Raw genomic sequence first — 13,628 nt, 5'->3', positions numbered from 1 at the left:
TGCTTCACCTTTTGCTTTTTTGACAATAAAACGCTGATTAGCTCTCAACTTTGTTCAAATGAACATCCATCTGAGGGAATGGAATTTCGATGCCTTCTGCGTCTAATGCTTCTTTGATCGCTTGGAGCGAATCAAAATATACATCCCAGTACTGCTCGGTACGAACCCAAGGACGTACAACAAAGTTCACTGAAGAGTCTGCAAGGGCTACAACGCCAATCGTAGTACCTGGCTCTTTTAGAATGCGCTCATCTGCCTCTAGTGTTCTACGAATCACTTCTTGAGTCTTCTTCAGATCTGCCCCGTAAGAGACACCGATAACATGGTCGATACGACGCGTGGCGTGGCGAGAGTAGTTCGTGATTGGTGAGCCAATAACCGAGGCATTAGGTACAACAACCATCTTATTGTCTGGCGTGGTAAGAATCGTTTGGAAGATTTGAATAGAGTCAACTGAACCAGCCACTCCACCGATCTCAACATAGTCACCTGACTTGAAAGGACGGAAACCCACAATCAAGACACCTGCGGCAAAGTTTGATAGTGAACCTTGCAGTGCTAGACCTATAGCTAAACCAGCGGCACCAATTACCGCTACCACTGACGCAGTTTGAACACCAATTCGGCTTAATGCGGCAATTAAAACAATAACGAATAATGTGTAACGAACAATACCGTGGATAAATTCAACAACGGCCTTATCCATTTTCTTCTTATGTAGCAATTTAGAAACGCTATTAGCCACCGCTTTTACAACGATGTTACCAATAAACAGAATCAGAATAGCTGAAATGATATTCACGCCATATTGAACAAGTAAATCGGAGTTGTTGGTTAACCACTGCTCCGCTTTCGACAATCCATCCACAATAGGTGCTTGGATATCAACTGACTCATTGGCCATATTGTTTACCTCTTGAAAATATAAATAGTGCGTAGCGAACCTTAGCTAATACCACTGTACTATTAGCAAAGGCGCACTTGGTGAGATGCATTGAGAGTATGAATACCAATACACATTACTTAACAAAAGGTTACGCAAACATATGCGTTTATGCCAGTTTTTTTAAGCACAATCACATAATTTTCATCAGGCACAAAAAAAGCCGCTCTAAAGAGCGACTTTTTTCATCTTACTATCAGTTAAATCTTATACGATTTAATCTTATAGTACGTCGATAGCGTTTAGGTCAGCGAATGCTTTCTCTAGACGAGCAACCATTGAAGATTGACCAGCACGTAGCCATACGCGTGGGTCGTAGTACTTCTTGTTTGGCGCATCTTCACCAGTTGGGTTACCGATTTGACCTTGTAGGTAATCGTGGTTCTCAGCTTCGTAAGAACGGATACCGTCCCAAGTTGCCCACTGTGTATCAGTATCGATGTTCATTTTGATAACACCGTAGCCGATAGACTCTTGGATTTCTGCTTCAGTAGAACCAGAACCACCGTGGAATACGAAGTTTAGAGCGTTAGGTGCAATACCGAACTTCTCTGCACAGTATGCTTGAGAGTCACGTAGGATAGTTGGAGTTAGAACAACGTTACCTGGCTTGTATACACCGTGTACGTTACCGAAAGAAGCAGCGATAGTGAAACGTGGGCTAACAGCGTGTAGTTTCTCGTATGCGTATGCTACGTCTTCTGGAGAAGTGTATAGCTCAGATGCGTCCATGTGAGAGTTATCAACGCCATCTTCTTCACCACCAGTACAACCTAGTTCGATCTCAAGAGTCATACCCATTTTCGCCATGCGAGCTAGGTACTTAGCAGAGATTTCGATGTTCTCTTCTAGAGACTCTTCAGAAAGGTCGATCATGTGAGAAGAGAATAGTGGCTTACCAGTTTGAGCGAAGAACTCTTCACCCGCATCTAGAAGACCGTCGATCCAAGGTAGAAGTTTCTTAGCAGCGTGGTCAGTGTGAAGGATTACTGGGATACCGTAAGATTCAGCAACTGCGTGAACGTATTTTGCACCAGCAACTGCACCTAGGATTTGCGCGCCTTGACCTTCAAGCTTAACGCCTTTACCAGCGAAGAAGCCAGCACCGCCGTTAGAGAACTGAACAACAACTGGAGCTTTAACTTTAGCTGCTGCTTCAAGAACACCGTTGATAGAGTCAGTGTTAACTACGTTTACTGCAGGAAGAGCGAAGTTGTTCTCTTTAGCAACTTCAAATACTTTTTGAACGTCATCGCCAGAGATAACACCTGGTTTTACGAAGTCGAAGATCTTAGACATGGAATAAGTCCTATTTTCTGTCGTTTTAAATAAAAATTGGCAATCGTTTGCTCACAATGGGCGGCATTGTATCAAAGTTAATCACCCATTGCAGCATAGATAAAAGCGGACCAATAAGCCCGCTCTATAAAGATGATTATGCTTTAGCACGCTCTTCAAGCATTGCTACTGCTGGTAGTACTTTACCTTCAACGAACTCAAGGAATGCACCGCCACCTGTAGAGATGTAAGAAACGTCAGCTTTGATACCGAACTTGTCGATAGCCGCTAGCGTGTCACCACCACCTGCTACAGAGAAACCGTCTGATTCAGCGATCGCTTTAGAAATGCCTTCAGTACCTGCTTCGAAGTTCTTGAACTCGAATACACCTACAGGGCCGTTCCATAGGATAGTTTTAGCATCTTTTAGGATTTTCGCTAGTTCAGCTGTTGAATCTGGACCTAGGTCGAAAATCATATCGTCGTCTTGAACTTCAGAAACGTGTTTGATTTCTGCTTCAGCGTTCTCGTCGAATGCTTTTGCACATGCAACGTCAGTTGCCACTGGAATTGCACACTCATCCATTAGCTTCTTAGCCGTATCTACTAGGTCTGCTTCGTAAAGAGACTTACCTACGTTGTGACCCGCAGCTGCGATGAACGTGTTCGCAATACCACCACCAACAACAAGTTGGTCAGCGATTTTAGATAGAGATTCAAGAACCGTTAGCTTAGTAGAAACTTTAGAACCACCTACGATAGCAACCATTGGACGAGCTGGCTTATCCATTGCTTTACCTAACGCTTCTAGTTCGTTAGCTAGTAGAGGACCTGCACATGCAACTGGTGCGTTCATACCAACGCCATGAGTAGATGCTTGTGCACGGTGAGCTGTACCGAATGCATCCATAACGAAGATGTCACATAGTGCTGCGTATTTCTTAGATAGCTCTTCTTCGTTCTTCTTCTCGCCTTTGTTGAAGCGAACGTTTTCAAGAACAACAAGTTCACCTGTGTTCAGCTCAAGACCTTCTAGGTAGTCTTTTGCTAGCTTAACTTCGCAATCAAGAGCGTCGTTTAGGTAGTTTACAACTGGTTGTAGAGAGAACTCTTCTGCGTACTCGCCTTCAGTAGGACGACCTAGGTGAGACGTAACCATTACTTTAGCGCCAGCTTCTAGACAGTGCTTGATGGTTGGTAGAGACGCTAGGATACGCGCGTCAGAAGTTACTTTACCGTCTTTTACAGGTACGTTCAGATCCGCACGGATAAATACGCGTTTACCTGCTAGTTCCAGGTCAGTCATCTTGATTACAGACATGTTTAGTCCTCTCAACTAAAAAATAAATAAAGTTTTTGAAAACCCGGCTTCTTGCCAAGTTTTGGAATTCATCAACTGCTTACTTATATTGGGCTTATGAATATTAATTTCAAGCATCAAAATTAATATTTTCCCAAATTGCGCCCTTGATACTACTTGGACGCCTGCATTGCTAAAGCAGTGTCTAACATACGATTAGCAAAGCCCCACTCGTTGTCACACCAAACCAACATCTTGACCAAGCGACCATCGCTTACTCGGGTCTGTGTCCCATCGACAATGGCACTGTGTGGGTCATGGTTAAAGTCTATCGAAACCAGCGGTGCTTCAGTATAGTCAACAATGCCGTCTAATGTACACCGAGATGCGTTAATAATGACTTGATTTACGTCATTAACTTTCACATTCGTATTTATAGTTACACTTAAATCCATAGCGGTGACGTTAATTGTTGGCACTCTGACAGAAATTGCTTCAAATTTGTTAGAAAATTTCGGAAAAATGCGTTCAATACCTTTATGCAATCTAGTATCAACTGGAATAATAGAATGGCTCGCAGCACGCGTTCTTCGTAAGTCACTATGATAAGCATCAATAACTTGTTGGTCATTCATCGCCGAGTGAATAGTGGTAATGGTACCGGAATCGATGCCGAATGCTTCGTCTAACGCTTGAATGACAGGAACAATACAGTTAGTGGTGCAAGAGCCGTTAGAAACAATAACCTGCTCTTGTGTCAAGGAGTCATGATTCACACCATAAATAATAGTGTTATCAAGATCGTGTGAACCAGGGTGAGAAAATAGCACTTTTTTAGCACCCGCAGCGATATGTTCTAGGCCATCGGCACGGCAACCAAATACCCCGGTGCAATCCAAGACGATATCAACGTCCAAATTACGCCAAGGCAGCAAATTTATCTCAGCAGAGTGTAAAATTCGAATCGTATCGAACTTGCCATCGCTGTGATTAACATACAGGTGCTCTTGATCGTGAGAGATCTTCTTGGCAAATCGACCATGACTAGTATCGTATTGAAGCAAATGTGCCATTGCTTCAGGTTGAGCAAGCTCGTTGACCGCGACGACTTGTATTTTATCGTTTTTGCCGCTTTCATAGATTGCTCGAAGTACATTTCGTCCAATGCGACCAAAGCCATTAATAGCCACTTTTAACATCGCACTACATCCTTAGTTCACGTTATGAAGGTGTGCATAGTAACCGATCAACTGTCATTTCGCATTAACAGTTGCGAGGCAAGTCTCCAAAACACGCCATCCGCTAAAAGTTCACTCTGCTACCATGGTTAAAGGGTGCATCTCTCGTGCCATTTAACGACCTCGTTTTCACTGCACAGGAGGTGTCCCATGTTTACTGGTCAGCATTACTGCCAATCATGTAATAAAGAAACTGTTCATAACGAAGTCTTGATACGTAAACCAAGTCGCTATGACAAAGACCCAAAGATCCTTGGTCGAATTAAGTTATTGCTGCACGCGTTTATCAATGGCGGGCACTACTATGATATGGACCGCTATGTCACCTGCCAAATCTGTGGCAGACGCGAGTTGGATAACAAAGGTAGTGAATTTGAATAGCCATAAAAAAGCCGAGCTCTAAGGCTCGGCTTTTCATGTACTAACGATGCTTATTGAGTCTTCTAATTAAGCAAGTAGCTCTTTTGCTGTGTTTACAACGTTTTCGGTTGTGAAGCCAAACATCTTAAACAGCTCACCCGCTGGCGCAGATTCACCGAATGTTGTCATGCCGATGATCTTGCCACCGAAGCCAACATACTTGTACCAGTAATCCGCAATACCTGCTTCAACAGCAATACGCTTAGTCACTGCAGCAGGAAGAACTGCTTCACGGTATGCTTCATCTTGCGCATCAAATACGTCAGTAGAAGGAAGAGACACTACGCGTACTTTCTTACCTTCAGCCGTCAGTTCAGCGTAAGCGTTTGTTGCTAGCTCAACTTCAGAGCCAGTAGCGATAAGGATAAGCTCTGGAGTACCTTCACAATCTTTCAGGATGTAACCACCCTTAGCAACATTGGCTAGCTGCTCTGCGTTACGATCTTGTTGTGCAAGATTTTGACGAGAGAAGATTAGCGATGTTGGACCGTCTTTACGCTCAATCGCGTATTTCCAAGCAACCGCAGACTCTACTTGGTCACATGGACGCCATGTGCTCATGTTTGGCGTTACGCGTAGTGATGCGATTTGCTCAACTGGTTGGTGCGTCGGACCATCTTCACCCAGACCGATAGAATCGTGAGTGTAAACTTGGATGTTTTGCACTTTCATCAGTGCAGCCATGCGCATTGCGTTACGAGCGTATTCCATGAACATTAGGAAGGTTGCACCGTAAGGGACGAAACCACCGTGCAGAGCGATACCATTGATGATCGCCGTCATACCGAATTCACGTACACCGTAGTGGATGTAGTTACCAGACGCATCGTCAGCCGTTAGCGACTGAGAGCCAGACCACATAGTGAGGTTTGATGGTGCAAGGTCAGCAGAGCCGCCCATGAATTCTGGAAGCATCTTACCGAACGCTTCTAGAGCATTTTGAGACGCTTTACGAGATGCAATGTTTGCTGGGTTCGCTTGAAGATCAGCAATGATCTTGCTTGCTTCTTGTTCCCACTGAGCTGGAAGCTCACCGTTCACACGACGCTTAAACTCAGCTGCTAGTTCTGGGTAAGCCGCTTCATAAGCCGCTAGCTTCTCGTTCCAAGCTGCTTCTTTTGCGCTACCCGCTTCGTTTGCATCCCACTCTGCTTTGATGTCAGCAGGGATTTCGAATGGACCGTGTTCCCAACCAAGGAATTCACGTGCTGCTGCAATTTCGTCGTGACCTAGTGGTGCACCGTGACAGTCGTGAGAGCCCGCTTTGTTTGGTGAACCAAAACCGATGATGGTTTTAGTACAGATAAGTGTTGGACGTGGATCCGCTTTTGCCGCTTCAATCGCTGCATTGATCGCGTCAGCATCGTGACCGTCAACTGCAGGAATTACGTGCCAGCCGTATGCTTCGAAGCGCTTAGGTGTGTCATCAGAGAACCAACCTTCCACTTCACCATCGATAGAGATGCCGTTGTCGTCCCAGAAAGCGATCAGCTTACCCAGACCTAGGGTACCCGCTAGTGAACACGCTTCGTGAGAGATACCTTCCATCAGACAGCCATCACCCATGAAGACATAAGTGAAGTGGTCGACAATATCGTGACCTTCTTTGTTGAACTGAGCTGCAAGAGATTTCTCAGCAATCGCCATACCAACCGCGTTGGTGATGCCTTGACCTAGAGGGCCAGTCGTCGTCTCGATACCTGGTGCGTAGCCGTACTCTGGGTGACCTGGTGTTTTTGAGTGCAGTTGACGGAAGTTTTTAAGATCGTCAATTGATAGCTCGTAACCGCTTAGGTGAAGCAGAGAGTAAATCAGCATTGAGCCGTGGCCGTTTGACAGTACGAAACGGTCGCGGTCAGCCCACTCTGGGTTTGACGGGTTGTGATTTAGGTGAGAACGCCAAAGAACTTCAGCGATATCTGCCATACCCATTGGCGCACCTGGGTGACCTGAGTTAGCTTGTTGAACACCATCCATGCTTAGCGCGCGGATTGCATTAGCGAGTTGTTTACGAGAAGACATGTAGGCTCCTGAGTGCATTAAGCGAATTCCAAGTTTTTCATAAGCTGAACGAATAATCAGCGGCGCTATTGTCGCAAAGCCCCATACTCTCTGCAAACGTTTTACCGTCATTTTTTGGCTTTTTGCCGCGATAATGTCTTACTAAAGCGCGTTTCTTTAACAAAATTAGGCAAACGATTGGCTATAACTTAAAAGCAAAAATCGCTTGCTAATCGAACATTGATGAATAGAATAGACGTCTAGATGTAGATACACCTACAATATATCATTGAATTTTCTATAAGTGAGTACGATATTCTCACTTTAAAATGTAATTGGAGCTCTCATGGCTAAGCACCTGTTTACTTCTGAATCTGTATCAGAAGGCCATCCAGATAAAATCGCTGACCAAATTTCTGATGCGGTACTTGATGCAATCCTAGAACAAGACCCAAAAGCACGTGTTGCTTGTGAAACGTACGTTAAGACTGGCATGGTGATGGTAGGTGGTGAGATCACTACTTCAGCATGGGTTGATATCGAAGAATTGACTCGTGAAACTGTTCGTGAGATCGGTTACGTTCATTCAGATATGGGCTTTGACGCTGATTCTTGTGCGGTACTAAACACTATCGGTAAACAGTCTCCAGACATCAACCAAGGCGTTGATAAAGCAGACCCTAAAGAGCAAGGTGCTGGTGACCAAGGCATCATGTTCGGTTATGCAACTAACGAAACTGACATCCTAATGCCAGCTCCTATTACTTACTCTCACCGTCTTGTTCAAAAACAAGCGGAAGTGCGTAAGAACGGTACTCTACCTTGGTTGCGCCCAGACGCTAAATCTCAGGTAACGTTCCAGTACGATCAAGGTAAGATCGTTGGTATCGATGCCGTTGTTCTTTCAACTCAGCACTGTGATTCAATCTCTACACCAGACCTACGCGAAGCTGTGATGGAAGAGATCATCAAACCAGTACTACCATCAGAGTGGATCAACAAAGAAACTAACTTCTTCATCAACCCAACCGGTCGTTTCGTAATCGGTGGTCCAATGGGTGACTGTGGTCTAACAGGTCGTAAGATCATCGTTGATACATACGGCGGCGCAGCTCGTCACGGTGGTGGTGCATTCTCTGGTAAAGATCCATCAAAAGTAGACCGCTCTGCAGCATATGCAGCACGTTATGTAGCGAAAAACATTGTTGCTGCTGGTATGGCAGATCGTTGTGAAATCCAACTTTCTTACGCTATCGGTGTTGCTGATCCAACCTCTATCATGGTGGAAACATTCGGTACTGAAAAAGTATCTCACGACATCATCGTCGAAGCAGTACGTCAAAACTTCGACCTACGTCCATATGGTCTGCAAGAGATGCTAAACCTTCTTCAGCCAATCTATAAGAAGACAGCAGCATACGGTCACTTCGGTCGTGAAGAGTTCCCATGGGAAGCGACAGACAAAGCAGCAATCCTACGCGACTTTGCTGGTTTATAATCTGCCAACTCTGAACTAATACTCTAAAAAGCCTTCAAAATATTTTTTGAAGGCTTTTTTGTATTTATTGCTAACCATTTCAAACACTTTGTTTCAACATTGTTAAAAATGGATATTGCAGCACGTGATTTATACCCTTCTAAAAATTGTGTTTTCTCACAACTCGGTTAATAGTTAATCAAAAGTGCCCTTGCAAACAGACCTTTTCAGGTCTGAGGTTCGTACTGTAAATAGAGCACTTATGAGGGGAAGACGCTAAACAACGACATTTTGCTAGATCTGTTCGTGCTGAATAACCAGCATCGTTAGCGCCATGCCCTGAGAAACGTAGGCCAGTTTGTCAAATCAGGGAGGACATATGCCTCGAACTGTAAATACCGACGACTTCCACAAGAAACACGAAGTCAGGGATCAAGATTACGCTAAAACTATTCCTTGCAATCAACTGAGTGTGTCAGCACCATTTCACTGGTTAGCACTTGGTTTGCATGACCTTATTCGGATGCCAATTATCAGCGCATTTTATGGCTTATGCTTTACTGCTGCCGCTGTCGCGATTGTGCTACTAGTACAATGGCAAGGAACTCATCTAGTCATCATGCCGAGTTTGGTGGTTTATATGCTCATAGGGCCATTTTTGGCACTTGGATTGTATGACGCTGCTTGGGAAAGAGAAAAAGGACACAAACCCAGTCTGTTCCACTCCATGAAAGCCATCGGTAGAAATTCCACCTCACAGTGGGCATTTGCTGTTTTACTCGCTGTAGCGATGATTTTCTGGATGAGAATCGCAGCCTTGTTGCACGCTCTCTACCCTTCTGTTCAAGGCGCACCCTTAACTGATTTTGCACCATTTTTGATTACGGGTAGTATTATTGGAGCTGTGATTGCTTCGATTATCTTCAGCATTTCAGCGTTCTCGATTCCACTCATGATGGAGAGACGCGTCGATGTGATGACCGCCGTGTTTACTAGCTTCAATGCGGTCAAATCTAATATTCCAGCCATGATTGTATGGGCTTTGGTAATCTGTGGCGGAATCTTGATTGGCTTCGCTACCTATGGCATTGGGATGATCATTACTATGCCAATCCTAGGCTATGGTACATGGCACGCCTATCACGAAACCATTAAGAAAAAACATCATCTTTAAGCCAACGAGCAATATATTGCAAACATAACCAATGTCTCTAGAATAACGCCCTCATTTGGGCGTTATTTTTTGATTGAGTTAAATGAAATCATCTCCATCCGAAGAGCTGCACTACCTCGCAGTAAAAAAGCTAGCACAATGTATCGAACAGGCTCGCCACTACTTAGAGCGAGACTTTCCTATGCCCGCCCTAAACTACCAACTTCGTGGCAAAGCGGCGGGAAAAGCCTACTTACAAACATGGGAGATACGATTAAACCCTGTCTTGTTTGCCGAGAACCAACTAGCTTTTATCAACGAAGTGATTCCACATGAAGTCGCTCATCTCATTACGTTTGCTTGCTTTGGTCGAGTGCGCCCACATGGAGCGGAGTGGCAAATGGTTATGAGCCAAGTCTTTTCGTTAACACCGAAGACCACACATTCTATGAATGTTCAATCCGTTCAAGGTCGTACCTTCGAATACCACTGTCAGTGCGACACTTTCCCCGTATCCATAAGAAGACACAACAAAGTGTTGCGTCAGCAGGCCAGTTATCGTTGCCGAAAATGTGGCAGCCAAATTAAATTCACGGGCAAACAACTCAGTTAAATTGAGGAGCCTTGCCGAGTAATCTACATATCTATCGGTAGATTAGGCACTTTTTGCGAGTTAAACTAGGTTATCTCAACCTTTTTAAAGACTTGCAATGAATCGTTATTTATCTTTTGTCTTGGCGCTATTCATCGGTTTAACCTCATTCTCAGCGCTTAGTGCTCCACCTAGTAGCTTTAGCAAAGCGAAGAAAGAAGCCGTCAAAATCTATGCGGATCACCCTATCAGTTTTTACTGTGGGTGTGATATTCAATGGCAAGGCAAAAGAGGCGTTCCAGACCTGTCATCTTGTGGTTATCAAGTCCGCAAACAGCAGAAACGTGCAAGTCGTATTGAATGGGAACATGTCGTACCCGCATGGCAATTTGGCCACCAGCGTCAATGCTGGCAAGAAGGTGGCCGGAAGAACTGCACTCGAAACGATAAAGCTTTCAAATTAATGGAGGCAGATTTACACAATCTCACACCGGCTATCGGTGAAGTCAATGGCGACCGCTCCAATTACAACTTCTCTCAGTGGAATGGTATTGATGGCGTCAGCTATGGCCGTTGCGAGATGCAAGTCAACTTCAAACAACGCAAAGTCATGCCACCAGACCGAGCTAAAGGTTCCATCGCCCGTACCTACTTATATATGAGTAAAGAGTACGGGTTTAAGCTATCCAAACAACAAACACAGTTAATGCAAGCTTGGAATAAAACTTACCCTGTCGACACTTGGGAGTGCACTCGCAATGAACGCATCAAGCGTATTCAAGGCAACGATAACCCATTTGTGGCAGAAGCCTGTAAAAATCCTAGCTAAATCGAGACGCCAGCCCTTGTAATTTTATGGGCGGGCATCCATCTTATACCTCTATACAGTTTTGTTCTTTGGAAGTTTTTATGCGTATACCTCGTATCTATCACCCTGAACCAATCCACGCTTTAGGGACTCTTGCACTAAGTGAAGATGCCGCTGGCCATGTGAGCCGCGTATTGCGCATGAAAGAAGGTCAAGAAGTGTTGTTATTTGATGGCTCGGGTCATGAATTTCCAGCCACTATTACTCAGATTGGTAAAAAGAATGTGGACGTCGACATACAAGAAAAAGTGTCGGCCAGCATAGAATCACCTTTGGATCTGCATTTAGGTCAGGTCATTTCTCGTGGTGACAAAATGGAGTTCACTATTCAAAAGTCGGTTGAGTTAGGCGTCAATACCATCACCCCGCTTATCTCAGAGCGCTGCGGCGTTAAGCTCGATGCTAAACGCTTTGAAAAGAAACTGCAGCAATGGCAAAAGATTGCTATCAGTGCTTGCGAACAATGCGGGCGTAACACCATTCCTGAAATTCGACCGATTATGTCGTTAGAGCAATGGTGTGCAGAGCCATCGGAAGCCCTTAAGCTCAACCTACATCCAAGAGCGAAATATTCAATCAATACCTTGCCAGAACCTGTTACTAAGGTTCGCCTGCTTATAGGCCCTGAAGGAGGTCTATCGGCGCAAGAAATTGAAATGACAGAACAATATCAATTCGAAGAAACCCTGCTTGGTCCTCGTGTTTTGCGAACAGAAACGGCGGCATTAACGGCCATCACTGCACTGCAAGTACGCTTTGGCGATTTAGGTTAACGGGAGAAAAATAATGCTCAAACTCGGTATCGTGATGGATCCAATTTCATCCATCAACATTAAGAAAGATTCTAGTTTCGCAATGATGTTGGAAGCCCAACGTCGTGGTTATGAAATCCATTATATGGAAATGAACGATCTGCATTTAGATCAAGGCACAGCCGTTGCCGATACCAAGATTGTCACGCTGAAAGAAGACCCAAATGGTTGGTATGAATTCACTTCTGAGCAAACTATTGAGCTGTCAGAACTTGATGCCGTATTGATGCGCAAGGATCCACCATTTGATACTGAATATATTTACGCCACATATATCCTTGAGCGCGCAGAAGAGAAAGGCACATTAATCGTTAACAAGCCACAAAGTCTACGTGACTGCAACGAAAAGCTGTTCACAGCTTGGTTCCCGGAGCTTACTCCAACGACGATTGTGACTCGCAAAGCCGAGAAGATTAAGCAGTTCCGTGACCAGCATGGTGACGTTATTCTTAAACCACTAGATGGTATGGGCGGAGCCTCCATTTTCCGCGTTAAGCAAGATGACCCTAACGTGTCCGTTATTATTGAAACATTGACCAATCACGGTCAAAACTACGCGATGGCACAGACTTTTGTTCCTGACATCAGCAATGGTGACAAGCGCATCCTTGTCGTTGATGGAGAGCCTATGCCATATTGCTTAGCTCGCATTCCAGCGAAAGGTGAAACGCGTGGTAACCTGGCTGCAGGTGGCCGCGGTGAAGCTCGTCCCTTAAGTGAGACAGACAAGCAAATAGCCGAAGCCGTTGCTCCAACTTTAAAAGAGAAAGGCCTAATATTTGTAGGTCTGGATGTAATTGGCGACAAACTAACTGAAATCAATGTCACCAGCCCAACTTGCATTCGTGAGATTGAGGCAGCCTTTGACATCTCTATTACTGGCAAGCTGATGGATGCCATCGAGCGCCGTTTAGGGAAGTAACCGTGGGAGAGGCCATGATGAACCTAGCCAACCATTTTCTTGTTGCTATGCCAGGGATGCAAGACCCCTACTTTCAGCGCAGTGTCATTTATGTATGTGAACATAATGAAGAAGGCGCAATGGGGATTATGATCAATACCCCTATTGATGTCACCGTTGCCAACATGCTCAAGCAAGTGCAGGTCGAGTTGCCCATTGCCTCTCAAACCACTCATAGTAAGAGCCTCGATGAACCGGTGCTCAATGGAGGGCCGGTGTCTGAAGATCGAGGTTTTATCCTCCATAAACCCAAAGATAAATATCAATCAAGCATACAGATCACGGACAAGGTTTCCGTCACGACCTCAAAAGATATTCTGGCGGTACTCGGTACTGATGCACAGCCTGATAACTACCTGGTCGCTCTTGGCTACTCTGGATGGAGTGCCGGCCAACTTGAATCTGAGTTGGCTGAGAACTCTTGGTTAACCATTGAAGCTGATCCGAGCATCATTTTCGAGACTCCAGTCGAAGAAAGATGGAGCACCGCCGTTGCTATGCTTGGCATTGATATTGCCCAGTTATCCACGCAAGTCGGGCATGCCTAACCTCCCGAACCGTTTACTGCACGACGTAAGAGACAAA

Annotated in this window: 13 protein-coding genes; 8 read left to right on the top strand and 5 right to left on the bottom strand. The window is 44.9% G+C overall.

The window, feature by feature from the left end; translation table 11 throughout:
* Positions 1 to 37: 37 nt before the first annotated feature.
* The 4 genes from mscS to epd form a co-directional block, all read right to left on the bottom strand.
* Positions 38 to 904 (bottom strand): small-conductance mechanosensitive channel MscS, encoded by an 867-nt coding sequence (mscS, locus tag HW45_RS19050; RefSeq protein WP_038228944.1) that lies wholly within the window; start codon positions 902 to 904, stop codon positions 38 to 40.
* Between the two features lie 261 nt (positions 905 to 1,165).
* Positions 1,166 to 2,242, bottom strand: a complete 1,077-nt coding sequence (gene fbaA / locus HW45_RS19045; RefSeq protein ID WP_031494713.1) for a class II fructose-bisphosphate aldolase — start codon at positions 2,240 to 2,242, stop codon at positions 1,166 to 1,168.
* Between the two features lie 136 nt (positions 2,243 to 2,378).
* Positions 2,379 to 3,542, bottom strand: coding sequence for a phosphoglycerate kinase (locus tag HW45_RS19040; protein ID WP_006075685.1), 1,164 nt, complete (start codon positions 3,540 to 3,542; stop codon positions 2,379 to 2,381).
* A 152-nt stretch (positions 3,543 to 3,694) separates the two neighbouring features.
* Positions 3,695 to 4,720: an erythrose-4-phosphate dehydrogenase gene (epd, locus tag HW45_RS19035; protein ID WP_038228941.1), complete on the bottom strand. Its 1,026-nt coding sequence runs from the start codon at positions 4,718 to 4,720 to the stop codon at positions 3,695 to 3,697.
* A gap of 189 nt (positions 4,721 to 4,909) precedes the next feature.
* Here epd and HW45_RS19030 point away from each other — a divergent pair, with 189 nt between their 5' ends.
* Positions 4,910 to 5,140, top strand: a complete 231-nt coding sequence (locus HW45_RS19030) for a hypothetical protein (protein ID WP_038228938.1) — start codon at positions 4,910 to 4,912, stop codon at positions 5,138 to 5,140.
* 66 nt (positions 5,141 to 5,206) lie between these two features.
* Here HW45_RS19030 and tkt read toward each other — a convergent pair whose 3' ends face one another.
* Positions 5,207 to 7,219 (bottom strand): transketolase, encoded by a 2,013-nt coding sequence (tkt, locus tag HW45_RS19025; protein WP_038229628.1) that lies wholly within the window; start codon positions 7,217 to 7,219, stop codon positions 5,207 to 5,209.
* A gap of 307 nt (positions 7,220 to 7,526) precedes the next feature.
* Between tkt and metK the strand changes: the two genes are divergently transcribed.
* From metK to HW45_RS18990, 7 genes are all read left to right on the top strand, one after another.
* A complete protein-coding gene (metK, locus tag HW45_RS19020; protein ID WP_006075173.1) occupies positions 7,527 to 8,678 on the top strand; it encodes a methionine adenosyltransferase in 1,152 nt (383 codons plus the stop codon).
* A gap of 358 nt (positions 8,679 to 9,036) precedes the next feature.
* Positions 9,037 to 9,831, top strand: coding sequence for a DUF2189 domain-containing protein (locus HW45_RS19015; protein ID WP_038228936.1), 795 nt, complete (start codon positions 9,037 to 9,039; stop codon positions 9,829 to 9,831).
* A gap of 82 nt (positions 9,832 to 9,913) precedes the next feature.
* Positions 9,914 to 10,423, top strand: coding sequence for a SprT family zinc-dependent metalloprotease (locus HW45_RS19010; RefSeq protein WP_038228932.1), 510 nt, complete (start codon positions 9,914 to 9,916; stop codon positions 10,421 to 10,423).
* 97 nt (positions 10,424 to 10,520) lie between these two features.
* Positions 10,521 to 11,231, top strand: coding sequence for an endonuclease (locus tag HW45_RS19005; protein ID WP_038228930.1), 711 nt, complete (start codon positions 10,521 to 10,523; stop codon positions 11,229 to 11,231).
* Between the two features lie 80 nt (positions 11,232 to 11,311).
* Entirely contained in the window at positions 11,312 to 12,043 is a 732-nt protein-coding gene (gene rsmE, locus HW45_RS19000; RefSeq protein ID WP_038228928.1) for a 16S rRNA (uracil(1498)-N(3))-methyltransferase, read from the top strand.
* Between the two features lie 13 nt (positions 12,044 to 12,056).
* A complete protein-coding gene (gshB, locus tag HW45_RS18995) occupies positions 12,057 to 13,004 on the top strand; it encodes a glutathione synthase (protein WP_038228926.1) in 948 nt (315 codons plus the stop codon).
* Positions 13,005 to 13,021: 17 nt separating this feature from the next.
* Positions 13,022 to 13,591 carry a YqgE/AlgH family protein gene (locus HW45_RS18990; RefSeq protein WP_038229626.1) on the top strand — a complete coding sequence of 190 codons (570 nt, stop codon included), beginning with the start codon at positions 13,022 to 13,024 and terminating at the stop codon, positions 13,589 to 13,591.
* The last annotated feature ends 37 nt before the right edge of the window (positions 13,592 to 13,628 follow it).

Origin of the sequence: Vibrio sp. ER1A, assembly GCF_000733315.1 — a bacterium.
Taxonomy (GTDB): Bacteria; Pseudomonadota; Gammaproteobacteria; order Enterobacterales; family Vibrionaceae; genus Vibrio; species Vibrio mediterranei.
The sequence above is the reverse complement of the archived record's forward strand: the minus strand, read 5'-3'. Positions and strand labels throughout refer to the sequence as shown.

What these genes read in the sequence shown, in the direction of transcription:
- HW45_RS18990 (WP_038229626.1), top strand. Translation starts at nt 13,022, where the DNA reads ATGAACCTAGCCAACCATTTTCTTGTTGCTATGCCAGGGATGCAAGAC.
- gshB (WP_038228926.1), top strand. Translation starts at nt 12,057, where the DNA reads ATGCTCAAACTCGGTATCGTGATGGATCCAATTTCATCCATCAACATT.
- HW45_RS19015 (WP_038228936.1), top strand. Translation starts at nt 9,037, where the DNA reads ATGCCTCGAACTGTAAATACCGACGACTTCCACAAGAAACACGAAGTC.
- HW45_RS19010 (WP_038228932.1), top strand. Translation starts at nt 9,914, where the DNA reads ATGAAATCATCTCCATCCGAAGAGCTGCACTACCTCGCAGTAAAAAAG.
- fbaA (WP_031494713.1), bottom strand. Translation starts at nt 2,242, where the DNA reads ATGTCTAAGATCTTCGACTTCGTAAAACCAGGTGTTATCTCTGGCGAT.
- mscS (WP_038228944.1), bottom strand. Translation starts at nt 904, where the DNA reads ATGGCCAATGAGTCAGTTGATATCCAAGCACCTATTGTGGATGGATTG.
- tkt (WP_038229628.1), bottom strand. Translation starts at nt 7,219, where the DNA reads ATGCACTCAGGAGCCTACATGTCTTCTCGTAAACAACTCGCTAATGCA.
- epd (WP_038228941.1), bottom strand. Translation starts at nt 4,720, where the DNA reads ATGTTAAAAGTGGCTATTAATGGCTTTGGTCGCATTGGACGAAATGTA.
- HW45_RS19005 (WP_038228930.1), top strand. Translation starts at nt 10,521, where the DNA reads ATGAATCGTTATTTATCTTTTGTCTTGGCGCTATTCATCGGTTTAACC.
- rsmE (WP_038228928.1), top strand. Translation starts at nt 11,312, where the DNA reads ATGCGTATACCTCGTATCTATCACCCTGAACCAATCCACGCTTTAGGG.
- HW45_RS19040 (WP_006075685.1), bottom strand. Translation starts at nt 3,542, where the DNA reads ATGTCTGTAATCAAGATGACTGACCTGGAACTAGCAGGTAAACGCGTA.
- HW45_RS19030 (WP_038228938.1), top strand. Translation starts at nt 4,910, where the DNA reads ATGTTTACTGGTCAGCATTACTGCCAATCATGTAATAAAGAAACTGTT.
- metK (WP_006075173.1), top strand. Translation starts at nt 7,527, where the DNA reads ATGGCTAAGCACCTGTTTACTTCTGAATCTGTATCAGAAGGCCATCCA.